Source organism: Paenibacillus sp. JT22N7, assembly GCF_059383875.1.
In genome coordinates this window covers 275,025-298,550 of sequence record NZ_JBXENY010000001.1, presented here as the reverse complement: position 1 = coordinate 298,550, position 23,526 = coordinate 275,025, and the positions used below count along the sequence as shown (strand labels likewise).

Annotated in this window: 19 protein-coding genes; 5 read left to right on the top strand and 14 right to left on the bottom strand. The window is 49.8% G+C overall.

Annotation, left to right across the window (positions count from 1 at the left end):
• Positions 1 to 170 precede the first annotated feature (170 nt).
• Complete coding sequence (locus tag AC50Y5_RS01300; protein ID WP_006040330.1) at positions 171 to 395, top strand: helix-turn-helix domain-containing protein; 225 nt, start codon at positions 171 to 173, stop codon at positions 393 to 395.
• Between the two features lie 297 nt (positions 396 to 692).
• A complete protein-coding gene (locus tag AC50Y5_RS01295; protein WP_494858766.1) occupies positions 693 to 2,303 on the top strand; it encodes an RICIN domain-containing protein in 1,611 nt (536 codons plus the stop codon).
• A 903-nt stretch (positions 2,304 to 3,206) separates the two neighbouring features.
• Here AC50Y5_RS01295 and AC50Y5_RS01290 read toward each other — a convergent pair.
• Together AC50Y5_RS01290 and AC50Y5_RS01285 are read right to left on the bottom strand one after the other, a co-directional pair.
• Positions 3,207 to 4,430: an MFS transporter gene (locus AC50Y5_RS01290; RefSeq protein ID WP_056030275.1), complete on the bottom strand. Its 1,224-nt coding sequence runs from the start codon at positions 4,428 to 4,430 to the stop codon at positions 3,207 to 3,209.
• Between the two features lie 247 nt (positions 4,431 to 4,677).
• Positions 4,678 to 5,469 carry a YhcN/YlaJ family sporulation lipoprotein gene (locus AC50Y5_RS01285; protein WP_056030278.1) on the bottom strand — a complete coding sequence of 264 codons (792 nt, stop codon included), beginning with the start codon at positions 5,467 to 5,469 and terminating at the stop codon, positions 4,678 to 4,680.
• A 168-nt stretch (positions 5,470 to 5,637) separates the two neighbouring features.
• Here AC50Y5_RS01285 and AC50Y5_RS01280 point away from each other — a divergent pair, with 168 nt between their 5' ends.
• Entirely contained in the window at positions 5,638 to 6,681 is a 1,044-nt protein-coding gene (locus AC50Y5_RS01280; protein WP_494857923.1) for a ketoacyl-ACP synthase III, read from the top strand.
• A 35-nt stretch (positions 6,682 to 6,716) separates the two neighbouring features.
• Here the strand turns inward: AC50Y5_RS01280 and AC50Y5_RS01275 are convergent, their stop codons facing one another.
• The 12 genes from AC50Y5_RS01275 to AC50Y5_RS01220 form a co-directional block, all read right to left on the bottom strand.
• Positions 6,717 to 7,838 carry a CgeB family protein gene (locus AC50Y5_RS01275; RefSeq protein ID WP_494857921.1) on the bottom strand — a complete coding sequence of 374 codons (1,122 nt, stop codon included), beginning with the start codon at positions 7,836 to 7,838 and terminating at the stop codon, positions 6,717 to 6,719.
• Positions 7,831 to 8,949: a CgeB family protein gene (locus AC50Y5_RS01270; protein WP_494857919.1), complete on the bottom strand. Its 1,119-nt coding sequence runs from the start codon at positions 8,947 to 8,949 to the stop codon at positions 7,831 to 7,833. The genes AC50Y5_RS01275 and AC50Y5_RS01270 overlap by 8 nt, the downstream gene beginning before the upstream one ends.
• A gap of 293 nt (positions 8,950 to 9,242) precedes the next feature.
• On the bottom strand, positions 9,243 to 9,527 hold the full coding sequence (locus AC50Y5_RS01265; protein ID WP_494857917.1) for a hypothetical protein: 285 nt from the start codon (positions 9,525 to 9,527) through the stop codon (positions 9,243 to 9,245).
• Positions 9,524 to 9,844: a hypothetical protein gene (locus AC50Y5_RS01260; protein ID WP_494857915.1), complete on the bottom strand. Its 321-nt coding sequence runs from the start codon at positions 9,842 to 9,844 to the stop codon at positions 9,524 to 9,526. Before AC50Y5_RS01260 ends, AC50Y5_RS01265 begins: the two co-directional genes overlap by 4 nt.
• Entirely contained in the window at positions 9,841 to 10,176 is a 336-nt protein-coding gene (locus AC50Y5_RS01255; RefSeq protein WP_056030294.1) for an alpha-helical endospore appendage domain-containing protein, read from the bottom strand. The genes AC50Y5_RS01260 and AC50Y5_RS01255 overlap by 4 nt, the downstream gene beginning before the upstream one ends.
• A gap of 25 nt (positions 10,177 to 10,201) precedes the next feature.
• Positions 10,202 to 10,489: a hypothetical protein gene (locus tag AC50Y5_RS01250; protein WP_056030297.1), complete on the bottom strand. Its 288-nt coding sequence runs from the start codon at positions 10,487 to 10,489 to the stop codon at positions 10,202 to 10,204.
• A 127-nt stretch (positions 10,490 to 10,616) separates the two neighbouring features.
• Positions 10,617 to 11,975: a glycosyltransferase family 2 protein gene (locus AC50Y5_RS01245; protein WP_494857913.1), complete on the bottom strand. Its 1,359-nt coding sequence runs from the start codon at positions 11,973 to 11,975 to the stop codon at positions 10,617 to 10,619.
• Positions 11,972 to 12,697, bottom strand: a complete 726-nt coding sequence (locus tag AC50Y5_RS01240) for a sugar phosphate nucleotidyltransferase (protein WP_056030303.1) — start codon at positions 12,695 to 12,697, stop codon at positions 11,972 to 11,974. Before AC50Y5_RS01240 ends, AC50Y5_RS01245 begins: the two co-directional genes overlap by 4 nt.
• Before the next feature lie 31 nt (positions 12,698 to 12,728).
• Positions 12,729 to 13,466 carry a glycosyltransferase family 2 protein gene (locus tag AC50Y5_RS01235; protein ID WP_056032832.1) on the bottom strand — a complete coding sequence of 246 codons (738 nt, stop codon included), beginning with the start codon at positions 13,464 to 13,466 and terminating at the stop codon, positions 12,729 to 12,731.
• 377 nt (positions 13,467 to 13,843) lie between these two features.
• Positions 13,844 to 19,645, bottom strand: coding sequence for a WIAG-tail domain (locus AC50Y5_RS01230; RefSeq protein WP_494857910.1), 5,802 nt, complete (start codon positions 19,643 to 19,645; stop codon positions 13,844 to 13,846).
• Between the two features lie 273 nt (positions 19,646 to 19,918).
• Positions 19,919 to 20,953, bottom strand: coding sequence for a FecCD family ABC transporter permease (locus tag AC50Y5_RS01225; RefSeq protein WP_056030310.1), 1,035 nt, complete (start codon positions 20,951 to 20,953; stop codon positions 19,919 to 19,921).
• A gap of 2 nt (positions 20,954 to 20,955) precedes the next feature.
• Positions 20,956 to 22,002, bottom strand: coding sequence for a FecCD family ABC transporter permease (locus AC50Y5_RS01220; protein WP_056030314.1), 1,047 nt, complete (start codon positions 22,000 to 22,002; stop codon positions 20,956 to 20,958).
• Positions 22,003 to 22,280: 278 nt separating this feature from the next.
• Here AC50Y5_RS01220 and AC50Y5_RS01215 point away from each other — a divergent pair, with 278 nt between their 5' ends.
• On the top strand, positions 22,281 to 22,862 hold the full coding sequence (locus tag AC50Y5_RS01215) for a TetR/AcrR family transcriptional regulator (protein WP_056032835.1): 582 nt from the start codon (positions 22,281 to 22,283) through the stop codon (positions 22,860 to 22,862).
• Between the two features lie 63 nt (positions 22,863 to 22,925).
• Positions 22,926 to 23,498 (top strand): NAD(P)H-dependent oxidoreductase, encoded by a 573-nt coding sequence (locus tag AC50Y5_RS01210; RefSeq protein ID WP_056030317.1) that lies wholly within the window; start codon positions 22,926 to 22,928, stop codon positions 23,496 to 23,498.
• The last annotated feature ends 28 nt before the right edge of the window (positions 23,499 to 23,526 follow it).

The following is a 23,526-nucleotide window of genomic DNA, read 5'->3' as shown; positions in this document are numbered from 1 at the left end:
TCCGGCGTCGATTGGTTAAATTTTCATCTATCATACCATAAAATTCTCCGCTTGCGCCCATTTTCTCCGCCAACAGCACCATTAGTACCCGTCATTCATACTATATTTTGACTGTATCCCTTAACCTTGTTAAACCATAAAAACCCAAGCAAGGAGGGGTGACTGAAAAGGTGAAAGGTAGCGACCATAAGAGCAAGTTTTTACTGACACATCGTGAGCGCGAGGTATTCGAGCTTCTAGTCCAAGACAAAACAACACGAGATATTGCGCAACAGCTGTTCATTAGCGAGAAGACCGTCCGCAACCATATCTCTAATGTGATGCAAAAATTAAACGTTAAAGGTCGTTCGCAAGCGGTTGTCGAGCTAATCAAGCTCGGGGAGCTGCAGATTTAATTCACGGCTCTCCCTTCTTTATTGCTTTGGCAAAAGCCATTTGCTAATAGGTTGTTACCATTTATGGTATTTCGCGAGGCAGCATAGTGCGCTATGCTGTCTTTATTTTTGGTTCTGAAGCAAAGCTGATACCACAGCAAATCCATTTTTCCCCAAGCCCCTTTAGTCTCTTTTCATTATAAGGAGGTGGCACAAGCTCTGAATCAACAGAGCCTGCAGCGAGGCAACCGACAACAGCTAGTTTACAGACTAGATCGTTTTCCATAAACCCAGAACGAGGAGGCGTAACGGTTGAAAATGTCCAAATCCTTTCGATTCGCCAGCATCACCCTTTGCTTCGCTCTAATTTTGAGTGTATGGCCATTCACTGCTTCTATTCCAAAGGCCGAGGCTGCTAATGCCAGCTCCTACCCCTATCAAGCGATGAGACTGGAAAATGTCAACAAAGGCTGGAACTTGAACATTCTCGGCTACAGCAGCAATTCTGAAGTGAACGTATGGCCTACGAATGGAGAAAGCAACGAAAGATGGCGATTTGAAACGACAGATGGAGAGTACTTCAAGCTCATTAATGAAAAAACAGGCCTGCTGCTCTCTCCGCTTAATTGGTCCTTGGCAGATGGAACAGCGGCCGTGCTTTATGCAGACTCGAACAGAAACGAGCAATTGTGGAAAATAGTTGGCAACGATACCGATGTTAATGGCGACTATATTTCCTATCATGTCTTAAACAAAGCTGACAGCACGAAGGCACTTATCCTTAATTTATCGACAAATAAAACGATGATAGGCACCTATGCAGGCAGCACTACCCACAAGTGGAAGCTCGTCTCAGACGGACTTGTCGGCTTTGCCGGATTCGCCAAAGATTTGAACGGGTACAATAAAACCGGAACGATCGGCGGCTTGCTGGGAAAAACGGTTTTCGTCCATACGCTTGCCGAGCTGAAAACCGCCTTGCTCGATATAAAGCCGCTGACGATCGTCATTTCCAGCAATATCGACAATGCCAACTCGGAGGTTTACGATTTACGGATCGCCTCCAATAAGACGATTATCGGATCCTTTGCAGCCAACAGGCTGACAGATGCGCGACTGCGCACCGATGACTATTTTAAGGCAGAGGGCGTCAGCAACAATGTCATCATTAAAAACATCAACTTTGAAATCAAAAACAGGAGAGATGTTGTGACCGTCGCCATCTACGGGTCCCGCAACGTATGGATTGACCATAACACCTTTACCTCCTCTCTGGGCATTGATGTTGGCGAAGTCGGAAAATTTATTTGGATCAATACGAGCGTTTATTCCAACACTGATCCGGATTATGTCACCATATCCTACAACAAGCTTTCTAACCGTTATTGGACAGTCGCTTTCGGCACAGTAACCGCACTGAACAAAAATAATGCGACAGTTATGCTCAACAACTTTAATTCGACCGTTCGCAGAACGCCGCAATCGGGCAATGGCCGACTGCATGTATTAAATAATTTGATTCAGCGGACGCTGCCAAGCACGGATGACGCCGGCTATGCAGCCATTATCGGCGGCTCGGGCGCACACGTATATTCGGATGCCAACATATTCCATAATTTCAAGAAAGCATCCAGCGGTTATTGGGATACGGAAATTACGATTGATTCAAATGCTACCATCAAAGATGTTGGCTCCTATACAAATAAAGGTGAAAATGCGCCGGTAGCGACGCCTTATGCCCTGCCAACTCCAGCCGGTAAGGTGACGACCTTCAATCCCGCCACCAAATACAGCTATCCAATATTGAAAGCGTATACAGCGTCAGGAAACGACGTAAAAACCTTCGCAACCCATTTTGCAGGTGCCGTAAGCAGCGCCTCAAGCTTGAAATACATTCATTATCCTGAATTCGCAAACTACCTGCAATAAGCTTTAGAATACGACTTGTGAAATTTTTATAATGCAAAAAAAGCGCAAATACCGAGGCTGCTCGAGCGTCGATACTTGCGCTTTCTCCTTCATCGTTGCCTACTTTAGCAATAATCAATTTGCATCGTTCCACGTGCTTGCTCCTTGCACAAAGATAGAATTGTTGGACACAGCAGCCTCTATTCCAACAAAACCACGGGTATGGCATGTGTTGCGGACTCAGGAGCCGCTAATACGCTGACAAAAGCCTTTTTGATAGGATAAGGAGGGCAATAGCGGATTTCATGTCCGCTTACTATCTGAAATCTTAACAATAGCCACAATAGCGGAACCTCAGTCCTCAAAAAAAGGAGGGATCATCCCGAGCTCTGTGATCACACACAGCTACAGTGATTTCAGCAACAATCGTATGTTGCTATTCCCCAGCCTTGGATTGTTTGATGAAATTTTCCTCGAACAAGTGCTGAGCATGGAGCAACAGGCCGACTCCGGTTTTCATACTCCCTCTAGTAAGAAAAATATATAAATCGCCCATTGGGTAATTCAGATTGATACTCTTCAAATCGAGCATATTGAGATTGATGTAGGAATGCTTCCTAATTCACATAAAGGTTTGCTTGGTTTAGATATTCTGAGGGCCTATGGTTTTATTGTAGATATGAACAAGTTAGAACTTCTCTCATCTCTTTCGGCTTTAGACACTTGAATCGCCTTTCACATCAATAGCCCCTTTTCTAAAAGTTTAAGTTTTGCTTTACATTTCCTGTTTGTGTGCTTGAAATTGTATCACATTAGTGATGCAAAAATTAAACGTTAGACCGAGCAATCAATTAAAGTAATATAAGAAGAATAAAAATGGAGTAGAGGTCGCCCTACATTTAGGGCAACCTCTACTCTATTTTACTACCCCTCCAAAACCGCAGGCTGCTCCACCCGCATGCGCTGGAACAAGGCAAATAGGACAGCACTGGTCAAAATAATGACAATCCCCGACCAGAAAAACCATGCCTGTACGCCATACTTATCGACAACAGGTCCTGCTAATGCCAGCCCGATTGGCGAAGAGAACATCATCACGCTTGTAACGAGAGAAATCACACGTCCCAGCATCGAAGGGTCAAATGCCCTTTGGATCATCGCCATATATGGCCCATTGAAGAAGGGCGCTGCCGCTCCCATAAAAAACGACACAATGACGAACAGTATGAACGCCTCCTTGCTGACCACGCCGCTAAGCAAACAGGTCAGACCAATCACAGCCAAGCTCAGGCTCATATATGTGATGTCCTTCCATTTTGAAGCGACTACCGACAGCAGCACGCCACCCACAATCATGCCAATACCAAAAATCGCTTCAACGATGCTTGCACTGTAACCCCCACGCCCAAAATGAGTCAACGTCATATAAGGAAACAAGGTCGCCAAAGGCATAAACACAGTGGAGAAAATAGCGGTAGCCAACGTAATCACGATTACGGGCTTTACTTTAATGAAAGCATCCCAGCCTAGCTTAAACTCTTTGATAAAAGAGGGAGCTTGTGTCGCCTCCGGCTTTGGCTGATGAATTTTAACAAACAATAACATGACATTTGCAATAAGCGCACCAGCCACATCAAGCAATAGCACCGTTCCAAGCGAGGTCGCTGAATAAACAGCAATGCCAAGCGCCGGCCCGATTATACTCGAAAAGGAATAAACCATCTGCTGCCAGCCCGCTACACGCGTCAACTGATCAACAGGCGCCAATAATGGAATGGCCGCTTGAAAGGATGGCCCATGGAATGCAGAAGCGGCAGAACGAACCATTAAAATAACATAGACAAACGCTAAACTCGGTTCTCCAAAAAAGAAATAAACACCTAAAACCAAACTAAAAAAGGCGATCGCACTATCAGCTATAATCATCGTCAGTTTACGGTTCCAGCGGTCCAGCCACACCCCAATAAAGGAGCCTAAAACAGCCTGTGGCAAAAATCCTGCCAAACCCGCTATCATTAAAACCGAAGCGGACCCCGACGTTTGCGTCAAATGCCAAATCACCGAAAACTGCACCATCGAACTCGTTAGTATGGAAAAGATTTGTCCACTGAAAATAATCGCGAACGTTTTTTGCCATTTAAGCTGCATGATTATAGTCTCCTTCATTCATTTTGACTATTACATATGCACCTCAAATTAACGTAAACGCATGAAATGGGCCAAAGTAGACACCTCCTAAAAATTAACATAATTATAGCAAATAATAGTGAGGCAGAAAAGACAAATTAAGCTGAACGCAAACGAAAGCAGCCGGCTCTGATTCGCCGGCTGCTTTATCATAGATGCTTTTACGTGCGTCACGCTGAATGCGTCATGCCTTATTTTTCACTAAACGTTAGTCGTAAATCATCGGGCTGCTTCTGTGGGCATTTGTATAATTATCGCGGTCTGTACGGTCGGTCATGCTGCGATAGTTCATGTTGCCATCGTAACCACGCGTTTCAATTTTGTTAGCGTTGGCCGGGAACAAGCGCTCAGCCATTGCATTAAATTCGACTAGGAAGCCTTGGATCGGATGACCGTTGCGAACATCAGTCATGTAGCTCGTCATACGGCCGACAAAATCGGGATTAGCCGATACGTAGACATTGTCTACACCTGGCTTCACCTTTTTGACTTCCTTGGCAATTTCGGCTTTAATTTGCTGAGTCAGCGCATTTTCGCCTGTGCTCATCGTGTTCATGCGGCGTTGGTAATTCGAGCCGTCACGGCCCATATAGCTGGAGTTGGTGCGGCTCATCAGCTTTTTATCGCCATTTTTGAGATTGTCCTCAAAGGATACCGCCACATAGGCATTGTTATCGGTCAGCAAAACGTTTGCGGATTTTACGTTATGCTTATTGGCAATACGTTTCGCAATTTCTTCGCTCATTTCCATTTTATAATTTTTATGACTACCTACAATATTATTGCCTCGGATGCTTTTTCCATTTACGTAATTTTTCTCATTCATATGATCGTTAGCGAAACGATCGTTTAACATTCTGTTCCCATTTGCATCTTCCCTTACCATTTTGGTGCGAATGTTCTTATTTCCCAAATCCCCTTGATTGGCTGCACAGCCTGTCAACATGGCGCTAAGCAGGGCGCCTGCGGACAAGACAGCAAAAAAATTCGTTTTACGCATGTGCCGTATTCCTCCCTTGTTGTTGTTTACAGGCCTCATGACCCGCTATTAGGATGGGCGATCGGGATTCAGACTATGCACCAATTGGACTTGACAAAATGTATGGAGAGGAGTAATTTATTATCAGGTATTAGCATCTGGTACTAAATTATGAAGGAGTTGTTTTTCATGACCATTTCCACTCTCGTACAATCCCATGCAGCAGTAACGGCTATCGGCACTTATGTACCTGATCGCATTTTAAGCAATTCAGATTTAGAAAAGCTTGTAGATACTTCGGATGAATGGATTTTTCAACGTACAGGCATCCGCGAGCGCCGAATAGCCCAAGAACAGCAATATGCCAGCGATTTGGCCATTGAAGCCGTTCGCGATTTAATCCACAGATATAACAAAACCGTTCATGATGTCGACTACATCATCGTTGCAACTTCCACACCGGATGCTTTCGTCCCAAGTGTAGCTTCACGAGTGCAGGCTTCTTTCGGCATGAAGGGCTGCGGAAATGCTGATTTGCAAGCCGCTTGCGCCGGCTTCACGTCCGCCCTGCAAATGGCCAATGGCCTATTGCTCTCCAAGCTTTGCCGCAAAATTTTAATTATTGGCACCGAAACCCTTTCGCGCGCTACCGACTATACAGACCGGACGACCTGCATTTTATTCGGCGATGGTGCCGGTGCCATGCTCGTTGAAACGCTGGAGATGGGAGCCGATTTAAGCAGTGCGTCTACCGCTGGTTCTACACTGCCTGCTGGCGACATACTCGCTTCAAATGCGAGCACCGATGGTGAGCAGGGGCATCACGTATACCGCAGCAGTCTGGCGCCACACATCGGCAGCTTCGAGCTTTCACAAAATAACATGCTCGTCCAAAATGGACGGGAAGTGTATCGCTGGGCGTTAAGCCGCGTAGCAGCAGGCGTTCAAGAGCTGCTGGACGGCAGCGGCCACACCGCTCAGACGATTGACTGGTTCGTTCCGCACAATGCCAATCAGCGTATTATAGATGCTTTATGCGAGCGTATCGGTTTTGAAGAGCAGCAGGCGCTGTCCAGCATTGAGCATTATGGCAACACCTCTGCCGCTTCCATTCCGCTTGCGCTGGATGCAGCCGTCAAAGACGGCAGAGTGAAGCCGGGTCATCTGCTGCTGTTATATGGTTTTGGAGGCGGACTTACGCAATCTGGCGTTATTATGCGGTGGTCCATTTAAGCTGCCGCAGCTAGAACAGTGTGCCCCAAGCCTCATTATGAAAATAAAATGGACAGCATCGCATGCAGCCTATGTGCATAAGTATGCTCGCTCAGCGTGCGATGCATGCCGCGAATGGCAATTTCCTTGCGCTCATTTTCATGATTCAAATAATAGTCCAGCTTTTCCACCATGTCCTGCGGAGATTCATACGTCACAATTTCCACACCCGGTGTGTAGAAAGAAACGAGATCTTCCCGCACATCCGTTAGCTGGAGTACAGCACAAGCCGAAATTTCAAATGTGCGCGGATTTGGCGAAGCCGCCGTTATTCCTAGACTGTTGCTGTTAAATAAGGCATCATCATGAGCCCGGTGCATATTGATGACGATTTTGGACGCATTATAAGCAAGCGCCGTATCCTGCGGAGTCATCCATTCTCCTAGATTGATTTTAGATCGCAGCCTATCGAAATGTTCCAGCCGATCCCACCATATCCCCGATATGAGAGTATCTTTGGTAGCCAGATAGGAAGCTGCCTCGTTAAAATATTGAACTCTGTTCAAATAGCCCGAGCCGATGAAGCTGATCTCCTTGCGTTTGCTGCGCTGCGGGTTCATCGGCCTGAACTGGGCAGGCATGACGCAGAACGGCAAATAATGCACACTGGCACATCCGCGTTCCTGATAAAGCGCTACACAATTTCGATCAAGCGTAAACACGGTATCATAATGCGGGGCAAGCGTTGTCGTGATATCCGCGTAATAAGGGTCATCTGTAAACCAAATAGCTGTACGAATGCCCAAAGCGCGCATGGCATCAATTTGCGCTACATCAAACTGCAGCCCATCCAGCACAATAACATAATCCGGACGAGCTTGCGCGGCGATTTCTGCTACAGGCTCCCCCGTCTTCACGACAGTTAGCTGAGCGACCATTCCCGATAACGTAGCGGCTACCGCTTCATCCAGCGGCGAATAAGGAAATCCCTTTCCTGTGGACACGTACATGACATGTACAGGCCATACTCCTACTATGGGGGGGATACGGCTAATAACCGACTCGCATTGGCCAATCCAATAACCGTCCCCCCAGCCTGCATGGTAGCCTGCAGCTCTCCCTAGTTCCACTTCAGTAGGCGGAATCTGCCTTTGTCGCAAAGCCGATCGTTTAGCCATTCGGCTCTCCCTCCCTCATAATAAGCTGTAATAACTGCACGGCACGTGCTCTGAATGTATGGTCTCTCAGCGTCCGGCGCAGACCATTAACTGCGATCCGGCTGCGGGCTTCCTCATTTTTCAAATAAAAATCGATTTTTGCCGCGAGCTCCTCAGCATCTTGAAAAGTCTCAATTTCCTGTTCAGGCGTGTAATAATACGGCAAGTCCTCACGAATATCCGTTAGTTGAAAAGCGCCGCAAGCGGCAATCTCATACGTTCGCGGATTGATCGAGCGCCCCGGGATTTGTAAAGCATTAAAATTGTCTGAGCCTGCCTCTGTCGTTCGATGAATATTAATGACGATTTTAGCGCTGTTATAATAAGGGATCGTCTGTTCAGCACTCAACCAGTCGGTATGAATAAACGGCTGCAGCCGCTTATAGGCCGCTAAACGCTCCCATAGCCCCCCGGACAAAAAGATTTTGCGCCTCTTTGCCAGCAACCGCTCGCTAATGGCATCAAGAAGCCCGATTCGGTTCCAAAATCCTTGCCCAATAAAGCAAACATCGCTGGCAAAAGCTGAATCCTTTCGCTGCGGCCGATACAAGCCGGAATGCACCGCCAAAGGCAAATAATGTACGTTGGTGCAGCCAATGCTGCGATACAGCTCAAGTGTCCCAAGCTCATGCGTCAGCACGATATCATAATGCGGCGCTGCTATAACCGTCTTCTCTGTCATATATGGATCATCTACGAACCATACCGCTGTGCGGATGCCGCGCTGCTTGACCTCGCCGATCTGCTGAAGATGATTGGCTGGAAAAGTATGCAGGCCGTTCATCACAAGCACGATGTCGGGGGAAATAGCTGCCGCTTGCTCAGCAAGCTGTTCTGCGCTTCCGACATGAAGCTCGGTTACACTCGCTTGCAGCGCCTCAATGAGGCCCGTGTCAATGGCTTCAAATCCTTGCGGAATATAGAGCATTCGCATTGGAACGGGCGTCAGCTCCGGCGGAGGCAACAGTCCGCTTATTGCTTCGCAAGCGCCGTCTCGCCAGCCGGTATGAAAGCCGGTTTCATACCCATTTTGCCGCACTTGCTTGCGGGAATTATTTTTTCTGGCCACCATTTGCTGCACCGCCTTGCTTCGATTTCAATCGCTGCACAACACGCTTCCAATATGTATATGTCAAAAACAGACCAGCTAAGCGGCACTTATCCCTGCATCGCAAAAATTGGCGTTTAACCTGCTTTTTCCGCCAAGATTTTTGCCATATATGGATAGGAACACAGCTTGTCCTCAGGCCAATAATCCAAAAAAAGCTCTAACCTGCTGATGGCGGAATAAACCATCAAACGGGCTGAGCTAATTTAAATATAATGTTCGCATACTTCCGTAAAGCATGACGAGGTGCGTACCGGTTACGGCGTTTGCTCATATGCCAGCTGATGTCCATCTTCAAAACCTTTCGCAAATCCAGCATTATAGCCGGAATTATACGTCTGGTTGAAGCCCTCATTAAAGGTCTCCGGCTCCATCACGCGTTGTCTGACCACTTTCCTGCGGCGGCGCAGCGATGAGCTGCTTCCTGTTCTTTTTCCTGTTGTCCTGCGCTTACGCGAGCTTTTTGGGCGGCGCGTTACAGCTTTGCTGGCAGAGCGTTTCGTTGCCCGTTTGCGGACGGACACTCGTTTTTTCATACTCAATTCCAATTCCTCCTGTTCACTTGCGGATGCCACCGCACCTGCTTTTCTCGCAGCTCGTTACGGAGCCATGGCTTGGGCGGGCTGCCCTTCTTTACCCGGTAGCTGCGCACTGGCCAACCCGTCACGCTTTCCGCTAGCTGCTCCTGCATATTGGTTAGCAGGCGTACATTTTCACCAATTCGCTTGGCTGTTTGAGGAGCCAGCTCCGCTACATCAGCCACGCTGTTCAAAATGCGGGCAAGCGCGAGCTGGCTCCGCGCAATCGAAGCCAGCACCTCCAATTTAACCTCTCGCTCGCGGCGCACCATTTCTCTCAATTCCCGCCTCCGAAGCCACCGCCAAATTGGAAATCCGATCCCGAGGAATCGTCTTCCCCTCCATCCTTTTGCAATACGGCTTTGAGCACGGATACGATGCCTTGGCTCATTTTAGTAATGCCTTCAATCGTCTCGACCATCTGGTCATGTACAACTAGCGTTTGCTTAAGCTGCGTACGGTCGCCTGGAAACGTGCCCGTATGAACATGATTGCATATCCAGTTGCGGGCCTTCTCCGCTTCCTCCGCTTTCGCTTCCAGAATTAGTGCCACGTTCCACTGCATATTGGCTGTAGCGCCCAACATGCGCATATAGGCTTGCTCTCGGTCCATGACATGCGCTCCCCTTTTCGCTCCGTCATTCTTCCTCGCCCGGGTTCAGCTCTTTTATCATATAAGACAGCTGAGATGCCAGCGTCTCTTGCAGCTCAGCCATGCTGTTTAAATAAGCAATAACGCTGCCGAACAGCGATTGCGATTCCCCGAGCAGATCGTCTACGCCGCCAAAATTCGGTTGATGATCGGGGAGGCTTTTCACAATTTCGGCCATTCGTACCGTGACATGGCGCTTTGCCTCCAGCATTCGTGCCACCTGGCTGTTGGAATGAGATAAATGCTCAATAATTTCGGTTGCGATATGCTGCATGGCCAACGATCCTCCCTCTGGCTGTGGCTTGGCCCTGTGCCGCCACTTGAATTGGTGCAGCTATTTACAGCATATGCACGGCAATACACAGTGATACTTGGCGTCAAACAGTGGCCGGAAAACCATTTTATAGTTGTTGGCGAAGCTTGACAGTTGGTATAATCGGCAATCCCTCTGGGATCGCATGCAGCTGCTCCAATGTAAGCTGGACGGATGGCCTTGCCTTAAGCGCCCAGCCTTCAAAAGCAGCTTCCGTTATCATTTTCCGCTTCAGACCCTGCTGCATATAATAATGAAAACCATCTAGCCCGCTAACGGTTTTGCCATGAAGGTCGCTGCCTTCCATCGCCAGCATTTGCTGCCACTTGACATGAACTTCCTCGCTAGATATCGGCGAGCCCAGCGGCCAGCGTCTGATGTCAATTTGTCCGATGCGAATGGCTTCTCCGCTAAACTCGCCTTCAACAGGGCGCCTGCTGCCGCCTTCAATCCAATACACTCTACCAGTTAATGAAGTAACCGCAATGCTATCCGGGTAATAAGCCGCTTCCCCAAGCGTCGCCAGCTCGACCTGCAGTGCAGGCTGCTCGGCAGCACGATGCTTCATAACGCTTACCAGTTCATGCGGATTGCCCCATTTATTCATATAATGCTGCAGGTTGCGGTTATTAACCTCCTCAAGCTGTGCACCTAAAGCTTTGATGCTGACGCTGCCAAAATGGTGGATAAATGAGTCGCGGGCAATGACAAGCGAATACCCCAGCAGCTTCACTCGAATGTTATAGTCATCATCTTCAAAATTGCCAATTTCAAAGCCTTCATCAAAATAGCCAATTTTCTCCCACAGTTCTCTGCGGAGCAAAAGGCAGAAGCCCGTCAGCCGTTCAACCTGCTGCCAGCGTTTGGCATCAGGCACATTATTAAGTCTAGCAAAGTCCGGCATATCCGCCACGTTCGTATAGGGAACCTCTATCAGCTGCTCCCCGCCAATATAATTGGTGACAGGCCCGACCATGCCAATTTGCGGATTGCTGTTCAAGCAGGCCAACAAATTGTCCAGCCAATTGTCGGTTACGAGTGTGTCATTGTTTAATATAAGCATCATCGTGCCTTTAGCCATCATCATGCCTCTGTTGACTGCCCCAGCGAAGCCATAGTTTTCGCTTAAAACCCGGTAGCGCACCTGGCCATCAAGCTGGGCCAAATAGCTCCCCGTCCCATCGGTCGAAGCATTATCAATGACGATAATTTCATAAGCAAGGTCCGTATGGTCTACAATACTTTCAATGCACAGCTTCAAATATTGGAGCTGATTATAGCTCGGTATAATGATGCTCGTTCCTTGAAACTTTTCATTGTAGCTAGTAAGCCCCGCTTGCCGCCCATCCTGATAGCCTTGCTCGACACCTTGGGCATACGACGCTTGCTGCCGCACGCGAGATTGTTTTGTAGTGCGGGGCCGCTTTCTTGCCGCTATTCTTCTCATTCTCCCGTCTCCTTCAACAGCCTCGCGGCCGCTTCATGCAAGGATTCGAACGTGCCCGCATCCGTCCACCATCCTGCAAGTGTATGGGAAGCGAGAGTTCCCGCACGGGCATACATATTGTTCAAATCGGTAATTTCCAGTTCGCCGCGGCCTGACGGCTCCAACCGATCAATCGCTGCAAAAACGCTGGAATCATACATATAAATGCCCGTTACGCATAAATCCGATAGCGGCTCAGCTGGTTTTTCATCTATATAAGCAATTTGTCCCGCTTCCTGAAACACTGCTATGCCATAGCGATGGGGGTCTGGCACCTGTTTGAGCAGCACCATTGCGCCTTCCTGCTGCTGGGCAAATTTCCGCACATAAGGAGCCAAATTATCCTCGAACAAATTGTCGCCGAGCAGCACGATAAACTTCTCATCATTCCGTATAAAATCGCGCGCCAGCTCCAGCGCTTCCGCGATGCCGCCCGCTTCCTCCTGAATACGGTAAGTCAGCGAGACACCAAGCTCGCGGCCGCTTCCTAAATACTCCGCAAACAAACCTATCGACTGCCGTCCTGTCACGAGCAGCATTTCTGTAATGCCTGCCTGATGCAGCTTATCGATGCCATAAAAAATCATCGGATGCTTGCCTACAGGTAACATATGCTTATTCATTAATGTAGTCAGCGGTTTTAGCCGCGTCCCTGTTCCTCCTGCCAAAATGACTGCTTTCACGGTTTAACCTCCATGCCGCTTTAGCCATAGCCTAAAGCGCAAACTCGCGACAGCGACGGTAATCCTCAAAGCCGCCACGTTCATTAGATTGTGTAATGAGCCAGTGGATCGCTTCCAAATGATCCCCCACAATGAGATGCTCCAACGGGCTGCGCCGTTCGCGCTGCGGCCTGCGCCTGTTTATTTTGCCAACATTGACCGTATGCACAGCTTCAACCTTCAAACCAAGCCGAATCGCTCTCGCATGGGCAAGTGGTGGGACGCACAGCGCCTCTGCTCCGATTAGAGACAAGCATTGCCTGCTTATGGCATGGGGGACTGCTGTGAAGGAAGCTCCTTTCAAATCTGGGCGTTCCAGCACAATATTGAGCGTGTGCTTCGCAAGCACGACGCTGTGCACAGTGGTTTTGTCCACGGGACCGGTATAATCATTTAAAGCAGCATCTGCGCCGCGATGCAGTACTGCATAGACAAAATGCCGCAATTGTGCGGTGCTGATGACCATATCTCCATCCACAAACAGCAATACTTCACCTAGGGCAGCCCGCGCTCCAACGCTTCGTCCAACATCATGGCCAAGCGCCTTTTCATAACGGAGCACTCGTGCTCCTGCACGCCTGGCAATTTCGGCTGAACCATCCGTCGAGCCATTTGCAACGACGATAACCTCAGTCCGGGGATGGACACCCGCCGCCTCCCTTATAACCCTTCGAATGGTAGCCCGTTCATTCATAACGGGAATAATAACGGATACGACTGGAGACTGCATCGGCTGCGCTTCTCCGGCATATTCGTCTGCGGCCGCACCGCTCTGGGCGGGATGCGGCTTTTTCACAGCGCGGAAATTCCGGGCTTTTTTCCCCTTTGCACCCTTCGCTTTCTTCATCCGCTTTGTTCACCTCGGTATACGCCTATAGTTCAAAATGGTGCTGCAACGTAATTACACCACATTGTATGTACCTCCATCATCTGCGCAACGGCAAATGTACAACTCCCATGATGTCTGTCCCGCACCCATATCAACGGCAGTAGGCGGTTAACAGTAAAAAAAAGAAATTCCCCTCGCGCCTTGCGTGAGAGGAATTTTTTTCCGTGCTAAATTACAGCATCTCATCAGCAAATCGCTGATGGCATTTTAAGCAAACCTTATTGTCCGATTGCAATCCAGTTGATGGTGCCGATGAAAGCCTCACTGAAAAAACGGCGATTAATGGATAGGATGACATGCCCCGGCTCCTTCGCTTGAATGCATACATAGCAGGCCGGGTGATCGGTCGTTGCTGTAAGCACATATTGATTGCTTGCGAACGGTTCGTCAAAAAGAATAACCTGCTCTAACTGCTGTTTCTCAGGAGGAAAGCTGTACGGGCATAACCCAAATTGCTGCTTGCTAATGCTGCCCCTCCGACCAACGATTGGCGAAAATGCAAGAGCCGATACCGTTACGCTGGCAGGCGCTAGATGCGCGGCGGTGACAGCACCATGCGTGATTTTGTCACTCGTTACGCTGTCGGTCGACAAATGTTCCGCCTTCACGGCTCCTTCCGCCAGCGCCTCACTGCCTACACTCGCAAATGCCAGCTTCGTCGCTGTTATGCTCGCTTCGCCCAGCTTTTCCGTTGTGACGCAGCCATCCGCTAGCTTTTCGCTCGTTACGCTCTCTGCCGATAGATGCTTGGTGATCACAGCCCCTTCTGCCAACGCTTCACTGCCTACGCTCGCAAAGGCCAGCTTCGATGCCGTTATGCTCGCTTCGCCCAGCTTTTCCGTTGTGAAGCAGCCATCCGCTAGCTTTTCGCTCGTTACGCTCTCTGCCGATAGATGCTCCGCCTTCACGGCTCCTTCTGCCAGCGCTTCACTGCCTACGCTCGCAAAGACCAGCTTCGACCTCGTTACACTCGCTTCACCTAATTTTTCCGTCGTGACACTGCCACTCGCTAGCTTATCGCTCGTCACGCTCTCTGCCGATAGATGCTCCGCCTTCACGGCTCCTTCCGCCAGCGCCTCACTGTCTACGCTCGCAAAGACCAGCTTCGACCGCGTTACACTCGCTTCACCTAATTTTTCCGTCGTGACACTGCCATTCGCTAGCTTATCGCTCGTCACGCTATCCGTCGCCAAATGCTCAGCGGCAACAGCTCCATACGTGATTTTGTCGCTCGTTATGCTGCCTGTTGACAGATGCTCCGACTTCACGGCTCCTTCCGCCAACGCCTCACTGTCTACGCTCGCAAAGACCAGCTTCGAACCCGTTATGCTCGCTTCGCCCAGCTTTTCCGTCGTGACACTGCCATTCGCTAGCTTATCGCTCGTCACGCTATTCGTCGCCAAATGCTCAGCGGCAACAGCTCCATACGTGATTTTGTCGCTTGTTATGCTGCCTGTTGACAGATGCTCTGCTTTAACGGCTCCTTCCGCCAACGCCTCACTGTCTACGCTTGCCAAGGCCAGCTTCGAACCTGTTATGCTCGCTTCGCCCAGCTTTTCCGTCGTGACACTGCCATTCGATAGCTTTTCGCTCGTCACGCTTTCCGTCGCTAAATGCTCAGCGGCAACAGCTCCATACGTGATTTTGTCGCTCGTTATGCTGTCCGTCGACAGATGCTCTGCCTTCACGGCTCCTTCCGCCAGCGCTTCACTGTCTACGCTCGCAAAGGCCAGCTTCGAACCCGTTATGCTCGCTTCGCCCAGCTTTTCCGTCGTGACACTGCCATTCGCTAGCTTATCGCTCGTCACGCTATCCGTCGTCAAATGTTCGGCGGCAACAGCTCCATACGTGATTTTGTCGCTCGTTATGCTGCCTGTTGACAGATGCTCCGCTTTTACGGCTCCTTCCGCCAGCGCCTTACTGCCTACGCTCGCAAAGGCCAGCTTCGACCTCGTTATGCTCGCTTCGCCCAGCTTTTCCGTTGAGAAGCAACCATCTGCTAGCTTTTCGCTCGTTACGCTCTCTGCCGACAGATGCTCCGCCTTAACGGCCCCATACGCCAACGCCTCACTGTCTACGCTCGCATAAGCCAGCTTCGAACCCGTTATGCTCGCTTCGCCCAGCTTTTCCGTCGTGACACTGCCATTTGATAGCTTATTGCTCGTCACGCTATTCGTCGCTAAATGCTCAGCGGCAACAGCTCCATACGTGATTTTGTCGCTTGTTATGCTGTCCGTCGACAGATGCTCTGCTTTCACGGCTCCTTCCGCCAGCGCTTCACTGTCTACGCTCGCCAAGGCCAGCTTCGTCGCCGTTATGCTCGCTTCGCCCAACTTTTCCGTCGTGACACTGCCATTCGCCAGCTTATCGCTCGTCACGCTATTCGTAGCCAAATGCTCAGCGGCAACAGCTCCATACGTGATTTTGTCGCTCGTTACGCTGGCAGTCGACAGATGCTCCGCCTTCACAGCTCCTTTTGCCAGCGCTTCACTGCTTACGCTCGCATAAGCCAGCTTCGACCGCTTTATGCTTGCATCGCCTAGCTTTTCCGTCGTGACACTGCCGTCTGCTAGCTTTTCGCTCGTTACGCTCTCTGCTGTCAGATGTTCGGCGATTACGGCTCCTTCCGCCAGCGCTTCACTGCTCACGCTCGCAAAGGCCAGCTTCGAACCCGTTATGCTCGCTTCACCTAATTTTTCCGTCGTGACACTGCCATTTGCCAGCTTATCGCTCGTCACGCTATCCGTCGCCAAATGCTCAGCGGCAACAGCTCCATACGTGATTTTGTCGCTCGTTATGCTGTCTGTCGACAGATGCTCCGCCTTCACAGCTCCTTTTGCCAGCGCCTCACTGCTTACGCTCGCAAAAGCCAGCTTCGACCGCGTTATGCTTGCATCGCCCAGCTTTTCCGTCGTGACACTGCCGTCTGCTAGCTTATCGCTCGTTACGCTCTCTGCTGTCAGATGTTCGGCGATTACGGCTCCTTCCGCCAGCGCTTCACTGCTTACGCTGGCAAAGGCCAGCTTCGACGCCGTCACACTCGCTTCACCTAATTTCCCCGTCGTGACGCAGCCATCCGCCAGCTTCTCAGCTCGGATTGAGCCATTTTTGAGCTTGCTTCCAAAAATGCTCTCATCCTCGGCACGGTCAACCGTAATAATATCGGCTGCGAGATGCGCTATAGATAGCGAGTTTTTTCGAATATGATAGCCCTGCACCGTTTCGGCACGAAGATGCTTGCCGGCTATCGTCTCCAGCTGCAAATGGTCCCCAGATACGGAATCCTTGCCAAGCTTTGCCTCAGTCACACTGCCATCCTGCAAATTAGCACTGGCTACGCTGTTTATAGCCAAATGCTCCTCGCTGATGCTATATGGCTGAATATGCTTTTCTCCTACGGAAAGCGGGGCCAGTTGTTCAGCAGTCACCGCCTGACTTTGCAAATGCTCCGTACTGATAATAAGCGGCTGGAGCGCTGCGCTGGTGATTGCCGCCTCCTGAATATGCTCGCTTGCAACGCTTGCTTCCGCCAGATTCGCCGCTGTCACAGCTCCTTCCGCTAAATGAACATCGCGGATGCTGCCTTCCTGCACATGAATGCCCAGCACCGATCCATTGGATAAATGACGGCTGTGAATCGCTTCGCCTGCAATGTGCTTCGGATTCACAGCATCCAGCGCCAATTTCGCTGAGTGAATCGCTAAGTCAGCAACCTGCTCACTTCCAACCGCTCCAGGCTGCAAATGGGAGGCCACAATAATCCCGCTTTGCAGATGCTCTTTCTTAAGCGAGCCTAGCTGAATGTGCATGCCATCAATAACGGCTGGAGCGATGTGCTCACCTTGAATGGTTCCTGGGGCAAGCTTAGTTCCTGTCACACTTGCTTCAGCAAGCTTTGCTCCCGTTACACTGTAATCCGCGAGCTTATCCGACGTCACCGCTTCCGGGGAAAGCTTGAGAGAATTGACACTGTGATCTGCCAAATGATGGGAAGATACAACGCCAGGCGCAATATATCTTTCTGTCACAGCTTCATAAGCAAGCTTTGCGCTCGTCACGGCGCCATCATGGAGCGTTCGAGTTGTAATCGCCTCATTCGCTACATGCTTCTCATGAATAATATGCGGCTGTAAATGATTAGCCGTTATCGTTTCAGGCGACACAGCCTCTCCCGTAACAGCTCCATTTGCAAAATGGTACGCCCGCAGCGCTTCCGGCGCGATTTTGTGAAACGTGATCGCTTCATCACGCAATTGCTTTGTATCTACCGAATTATCTGCAAGATGCGCAGCAGATACAGCTCCAGCAGCCAGCTTTGCCGAGGTGACGCTTTGTTCCGCAAGCTGTCTGGTGCCAACAGCCGCATCCGTCAAATGCTGCACCCGAATCGCTCCCGGCGCAATTTTCTCATCTGTGACGGAACCGCTGCGCAAATGCTCCGTACCAACCGCCTCTTCCCGCAGCTGGACGCCAGATACGGTATTTACCGCCAAATGACGATTGTGTATTTGTCCGTCCGCTACTTTCTCAGATGTTATGCTGAAACGGCTCAAATGTCGGGATTGCACAGCATCATCGGCGAGCTTTGCCGCAGTTACACTTTGCTCCGAAAGCTTGGAAACAGTGACGGCATGATCAACCAGCTTGATTGTCGATACGGATTGATCCATCAGCTTGGAGGCTGTTACAGCTTGATCAACGAGATGTCCGCTTTCGATTTGGCGCGGTGAGATATTCTGCCCCAGAACGGCCCCCGCCTGCAAATGAGCGCTGGACACCGCTCCGCTTGCTAGACGCTCGGCGTCTACTGCGTTCGGCTGCAATTCCCTTGCTCCGACCACGCCGGCTTCCAGATGCTGGGCGCTTATTTCGCCTGGGGCCAAATGCTTTCCCGATATTACTCCGACGGCAACATGCTCAGCGAGCAACACCCCAGGTTTAATATGCACGGAATCGATGGACTCTGGGGCTAGCTTCTCCGTATGCACAGAGCCATCACGCAGCTTGGAGCGGGTTACAGCTCCATCGGCGAGCTTGGAATTGTTTACTGCATCATTCGAAAGGTGCTCAGGACGGACGGCTCCGCTTTTGATTTTGCTAGCGGTGACAGACTGCTGTCCAAGCAATTCTTCCGTTACTAACAGCCGTTTCAAATGCCTCGCTTCAATCGAGCCATCGGCAAATTTGTCGGAACCGATCGTACGATCTGCGAGCTTCTCGGAAGTTACGCTGTTATTTTGCAGCTTCTCTCCCGTTACGGAGCCATCTGCCAGCTTTGCTCCTGCGATAGCATTGTTTGCCAGATGTTCCGATATTATCGCTTCTGGTGCGATTTTGGTGCCGGATACAGCTCCCTTAGCAATGTGAATCGCTTCAATCGCATAATCCTGCACCGCTGCTGAATCTATGCTACCCGCACATAGCTTTGTGGAATCAATTGAAGCTGGGGCAATTTTGTCGCCCGTAACCGAACCATCCACTAAATCGTCGGTATAAATAAATGGATTCGGCCCGCCAAGCTCAGGATTTTGTTTCTCCGCTACCAACGCCAGCTTCTCTTCATGGCTCAGTCCAACATTCTCTTCATGACTCAGTTCAGCAATCTCTTCATGGGTACTGGCAAATGCAAGCTCAAATGGCTGGTCAACGTCCAGCACCAGTTCCTCCTGCACATTCTGTGGTGGCGCCTCTTGCTTAAATATTTGCGACGATTCTTGTTTCCCATCCAATTGAATACTTTGCGGTTCTGTCTCAGCCTCGTTTGGCAGCAGCTCTCCTTCTTCATCTTGCAGCTGGTCAATGCTGAATGACGCTTCAGGTACCACAATCGCATTGATGCTTACCGACTTTGTCTCCCCAGCATTCGCTGGCTTAGTTTCAGCCTGCTTCTGGGCTGCTTGGGCTTGCGCCTTTTTGCTATTTAATTCATCGAGCCATTTCAATTCAGAAGCATTCGGATTATCAACGTAAAAAAGCGGCCTTTTTCTTCTTGAGCTACCTGGTTTTCTGCTTTTCGCCATTGCCCTCTCCTTCTTCCACCTGATTTGTCTTAGGCAATATATGCACAAACCTATAGGCTCGTTACTTGATTTTCTAAGACTGCCAAGCAGAAACATGACAGATGGCCGTTCACATGAAAGCAGACACCCCCAGCCATTACGCATAAGTTCAAAAGGACATTCCCGTTCTCTCACGGCAGCGCCCATTTCACTTCTATACAGTAAAAGGCCTTCCGAAAACGCATAGCGCTTCGAAAGGCCTGAACAAACGATTATAAATGGAGCTGCAACCGCCTATTTGGAACGGGACAGCAAGTAAAGGAAATACGGTGCGCCAATGACGGCGATTACGATACCCGTCGGAATTTCCGAAGGCTGGAACGCCCAGCGGGCCAGCGTATCGGACACAATGACGAGCAATGCTCCCGCTAGCGCGGAAGCCGGAACGAGAATTTGATGCGTCGGTCCAACAAGACGACGGGCCAAATGCGGACCAATCAGCCCGACAAAGGAAATGCCGCCGCCAACGGCCACACATGTTGCAGCCAGACCTACCGCTGCTGCAAGCAGCTTCATCCGGTCCTTCTCAACCGGCGACCCCAGTCCCGTTGCCATCTGTTCGCCGAGGTTCAAAACGTTCATTGTACGCGACTTGTACATAACGTAAGGAATCAATAATAAAATCCACGGCAAAGCAGCAAGCACAAACTTCCAGTTTGTTCCATAAATATTTCCTACAAGCCAAACTTGAACGAGTTGATAGTCATTCGGATCAAGCGCAAGGCTGAGTACAATCATAAGCGCACTAATCCCTGCTTGCACCGCAACGCCGACCAGAATCATCCGTGTAGGCAGCAGTCCGTGGTAACGTTTATAAGATAGCGTATAAATTAGCAAGGCAGTAAGCGCAGCCCCGCCGAATGCCAGCATTGGCATAAAAAATGGCGATGCCATCTGATTGTCACGGAAAAAGGAAATATACAAAATAACCATCAGCCCTGCTCCAGCATTAATGCCGAGCAAGCCTGGATCGGCCAGCGGATTGCGGAACAAACCCTGCATCACACAGCCGGAAACGGCAAATCCTGCGCCAATCAATACGGAAATGACGATACGAGGCAGCCGGAAATCAAATAAAATGAGCTCCTGCTTCGCCGTTCCGTATCCGAATAACGTTTTAAATACATCAAGCGGAGTCAGCTTAATAAAACCTGTATTCATACTAATGACAAAAGCTGTAATAATGAGCACGCCCATAATGGTCATGACTATTATGGCTCGTCTCGTTCTGCGCTGCTCGCTTTTTGAAATTAAAGTAACGGTGCTCATAACTATAAACTCCCCCTTTGCTTAATCGCAAGATAAAGGAAGAACGGAACACCGATAATAGCAATCAGAGCGCCAACCGGCGTCTCATATGGACTATTAATCGTACGCGCTACAATATCAGCTACGATGAGCAGAAGCGCACCAAGCACGGCGGAACAAGGAATGATCCAGCGGTAGTCCACGCCTACCAAATAGCGAGCTACATGGGGAACGATGAGTCCGATAAAGCCGACCGCTCCGACAACGGATACAGATGCACCAGCCAAAATGAGCGTGACAATGATGCCGATCGTCTTCGTCAGCTTCGTACGCTGACCAAGGGACACCGCAACATCATCGCCTAGGCTGAGCAAGGATATGGAGCGTGAAATCGCAATGGCTGCTAAAATGCCGCCGATAATCCAAGGGGCAACAATGCCAATTTGCGACCATTTTGTATTGGCAATGCCGCCCGCATACCAGAAAGCAATATCCTGTCCAATTTGAAAGTGAATTTGAATCCCTTCAGACAGATTCATGAACAATGCGCTAATTGCTGCGCCCGCAAGCGTCAGCCGGACAGGCGTCAAGCCGCCCTTGGCGAGCGAGCCGATACCGTAAACGATACCTGCGGCAAGCGCCGCTCCAAAGAAACAAATAATCATAATTTCCAAATGAGACATGCCACGGAAAAAAGCAAAGCAAAGCGCCAGCGCAAAACCTGCGCCCGCATTAAGACCGAGCAAGCTCGGGTCAGCGAGTGGATTTCGGGTCATCCCCTGCATAACGGAGCCTGATACCGCGAAGGCCGCTCCTATAAGTGCAGCTGCAAGTGCCCTTGGCATCCTCAGCTCTTGAATAATCTGATGCTGGGTAATATCTGGATTAAAATAAAAGACGGCGGTCCAAACCGTGGATAAGCTAATTTTAGCTGCTCCGACTGAAATAGATAAAGCAAGGCCAAATAACACAGCAGCTGTGCCAACGATCAGAATGATGCTCGCTACTAGGGGCCTTGAACGCTGCCTCATCTGCTTCAATTCCTGTTTTTGCTCCTGTTTCAACGACATGATGCAGCTACCTTTCCCTTCATACCAAATAAAATGGCTTCATGATAACGATTCTCGTTTTCAAATATACCAAAGTTTGTTTGTTTATTCAAGCGTAAACGGCTACCGCCATCCTCTGGCGGCAAAGCTACCGTTTCGCGATGAAATCTAAGCCTATTATAAGGGGAAAACTTATATAGGCTTAGATTTCAATGAAAGAATCGTATCCTCTTAAAAATCCATCATCTCTGTTTTTATTGCCTCTTGATTTTTGGTTAGTGTTCACTTACAATACAAACATGAACAAAAAATCACATGCCGATAGTAAAAAAAAGGATATTTTGCAGGCGGCGATGCTGCTGTTTGCCACGAAGGGTGTTGACGGCGTTTCCGTCAAAGAAATTGGGCAGGCTGCCGGCGTAACGGATGCGGCGATTTACAAGCATTTTAAAAGCAAGGATGCCGTTGCTTTGGAAATCTTTGAGCAGGATTGTGCCAGCTACACCGCTTTAATCGATTATTATGTGCAGAAGGATGGCAGCAGCGCCAGCCGGTTTCGCCAATTAATCGACGAGGTGCTGCAAATGCACGACGAGGACCAATACGGACTGCTGCTGCTTTCCCAGCAGCATGAGCTGTTTTATACAGCAAGGATGGAAGGGCAGCTCAGGCAGCCGCTTGATGCATTAATAGACTTTATAGAGCAAGGCATCGAGCGCGGCGAGCTTCCAGAGCAAAATGCCCGCCTGTCGGCTGTCATGGTGATCGGCATTATAACCCAGCTAGCCGTATCCAGCATGCATGGCGATCTTCCCGCACAGCTTGCGCCGGACGCCGAGCAAATTAAGCGGCATCTATTAGCTTTAATAGGTCATTCGTGACCTTTTCTTTTTAATCTATTGGTTAGTGTTCATTAACTAAAATTCAAGGAGTGTTCCAAAACGATGAAAAACATTTTAATTATTCAAAGCAATCCCGCTGAAGGAAGCTATAGCGAGGCGCTGGCTGCCGCTTATGCTGAGGGAGCCGCTGGCGCCGAGGTCCGCACCATTCATTTGTCCCAGCTCGACTTCAATCCCGTCCTGGTCGGAGGCTACAATAACAAAGCACCACTAGAGAAGGATCTGCAGGACGCGCAGGCGCATATCAAATGGGCCGATCATCTTGTTTTTGTATATCCAACCTGGTGGGGCGGGCCTCCCGCTTTGCTCAAAGGCTTCATTGACCGCGTCTTTCTGCCCGGCTTCGCTTATAAATATGTGAAAGGCAAGGATCTTCCCAAGCAGCTGCTCAAAGGAAAAACAGCCCGGATCATCGTCACGATGGACTCGCCGGGCTGGTACTATCGTTTTTTCCAAGGCATGGCTGGCCACAAAATGATGAAAATTAACATTCTGCAATTTTGCGGCGTCAAATCCGTCCGTTTTACATCGCTGTATGAGGTCAGAAAATCATCGCTCGCCAAAAGGCAAGGCTGGCTTGCCAAGGTGAAGCAGCTCGGGGAAAAGTTCGCCTAACAGCGCCCGCCTCTCCTTGCTTATAGCA

Excerpts from the sequence above, each read along its gene's own strand:
- AC50Y5_RS01220 (WP_056030314.1), bottom strand. The coding sequence starts at position 22,002 with ATGTCGTTGAAACAGGAGCAAAAACAGGAATTGAAGCAGATGAGGCAG.
- AC50Y5_RS01235 (WP_056032832.1), bottom strand. The coding sequence starts at position 13,466 with ATGCAGTCTCCAGTCGTATCCGTTATTATTCCCGTTATGAATGAACGG.
- AC50Y5_RS01290 (WP_056030275.1), bottom strand. The coding sequence starts at position 4,430 with ATGCAGCTTAAATGGCAAAAAACGTTCGCGATTATTTTCAGTGGACAA.
- AC50Y5_RS01295 (WP_494858766.1), top strand. The coding sequence starts at position 693 with ATGTCCAAATCCTTTCGATTCGCCAGCATCACCCTTTGCTTCGCTCTA.
- AC50Y5_RS01255 (WP_056030294.1), bottom strand. The coding sequence starts at position 10,176 with ATGGACCGAGAGCAAGCCTATATGCGCATGTTGGGCGCTACAGCCAAT.
- AC50Y5_RS01270 (WP_494857919.1), bottom strand. The coding sequence starts at position 8,949 with ATGGTGGCCAGAAAAAATAATTCCCGCAAGCAAGTGCGGCAAAATGGG.
- AC50Y5_RS01210 (WP_056030317.1), top strand. The coding sequence starts at position 22,926 with ATGAAAAACATTTTAATTATTCAAAGCAATCCCGCTGAAGGAAGCTAT.
- AC50Y5_RS01245 (WP_494857913.1), bottom strand. The coding sequence starts at position 11,975 with ATGAGAAGAATAGCGGCAAGAAAGCGGCCCCGCACTACAAAACAATCT.
- AC50Y5_RS01275 (WP_494857921.1), bottom strand. The coding sequence starts at position 7,838 with ATGGCTAAACGATCGGCTTTGCGACAAAGGCAGATTCCGCCTACTGAA.
- AC50Y5_RS01250 (WP_056030297.1), bottom strand. The coding sequence starts at position 10,489 with ATGCAGCATATCGCAACCGAAATTATTGAGCATTTATCTCATTCCAAC.
- AC50Y5_RS01280 (WP_494857923.1), top strand. The coding sequence starts at position 5,638 with ATGACCATTTCCACTCTCGTACAATCCCATGCAGCAGTAACGGCTATC.
- AC50Y5_RS01230 (WP_494857910.1), bottom strand. The coding sequence starts at position 19,645 with ATGGCGAAAAGCAGAAAACCAGGTAGCTCAAGAAGAAAAAGGCCGCTT.
- AC50Y5_RS01225 (WP_056030310.1), bottom strand. The coding sequence starts at position 20,953 with ATGAGCACCGTTACTTTAATTTCAAAAAGCGAGCAGCGCAGAACGAGA.
- AC50Y5_RS01215 (WP_056032835.1), top strand. The coding sequence starts at position 22,281 with ATGAACAAAAAATCACATGCCGATAGTAAAAAAAAGGATATTTTGCAG.
- AC50Y5_RS01285 (WP_056030278.1), bottom strand. The coding sequence starts at position 5,469 with ATGCGTAAAACGAATTTTTTTGCTGTCTTGTCCGCAGGCGCCCTGCTT.